The organism is Pseudomonas sp. SDO52101_S400 (assembly GCF_054071635.1).
On the sequence record NZ_JBSVWF010000137.1, the window covers coordinates 1 to 1,235 of the forward strand.

At 64.3% G+C, this 1,235-nt stretch carries 1 pseudogene; it reads left to right on the forward strand.

Annotated features, from left to right (window positions below):
- A pseudogene (locus tag ACW9HX_RS29050) lies at nt 1-1,235 on the forward strand (type IV secretion protein Rhs); the annotation flags it as partial.

The following is a 1,235-nucleotide window of genomic DNA, read 5'->3' on the forward strand; positions in this document are numbered from 1 at the left end:
CGTCTGACGGTGCATCGGGATCTTTCCGACCGGATTCAGCGGCTGGATAACGGGGCCGGGCGGTCCTTGTTGCTGCGCTACGAGCGCGCGCATCTGGTGGCGGTCGATTATCAGGTTTTTCGGGAGTCTGCCTGGCGCACCGAGCAGACGCTGGCCAGTTACCGCTTTGATGCTCGCCATCGATTGATCGAGGCGTCTAACGCCGTCGGCGAAAGCGAGCGTTACGACTACGACGAGCAGCACGTCATCCTGCAGCGGCAACTGAGCGGTGGCGCGAGTTTCTTCTGGGCGTGGGAGCGTGCCGGCAAGGCGGCGCGTTGCGTGCGGCACTGGGCGTCGTTTTCGCAGATGGATACGCGTTACGTCTGGGATGACGCCGGCAGTGTCACCGTGCATTACGTCGATGGCCGGGAAGAGGTTTACGTCCACGACGACACTGCGCGGCTGGTGCGTCAGGTGGCCGCCGACGGTGGCGAGCAGCTCAAGACCTACGACGCGCAGGGCCGGCTGGTTGCCGAGCAGGATGCGTTGGGGGCGCTCACCGAATACCGCTACGACGAGATCGGACGGCTGATCGCGCTGATTCCGCCGGACGATGCGCCGACGTCCTACGAGTACCGCAACGGCTTCCTGCACAGCCGTTCACGCGGTGACGCCATCTGGACCTACCGGCGCAATGCCCAGGGCGACGTCACCGAAGCGGTCGATCCCGATGGACATGTCACCCATTACCACTACGACCCGCAGGGGCGGTTGCTGTCGATCCGTTATCCGGACAGTGGTCGCCATGTGTTCGTGTGGAACGACCTTGGGCAACTGGTCGAGGAAAGTCTGCCGGACGGTGGCGTGCGCCGGTTTTCCTACGACGCGTTGGGGCGGCGGACGACGGTTCAGGACGAACACGACGCGGTCACCCGTCATGTATGGGACGCCGTTGGCCGGCTGATCCAGACCACCTCGCCAAATGGCGCCACCCGCGCCTGGTCCTACAGCGCCTACGGCCAGATCACCGCCGAACGCGATGAACTGGGGCGCATCACCCGTTACGAATATGACGACGACCTGCACCTGGTCAGCCGGCGGATCAACCCCGACGGCACCCGTCTGCAGTACCGCTACGACCATGCGCAGCTGTTGCTGACGGAGATCGAGAACGAGTCCGGCGAAAAGTACCGGCTGGACTACACGCCCACCGGACTGATCCGACAGGAAACCGGTTTTGATGGGCGGCGCAC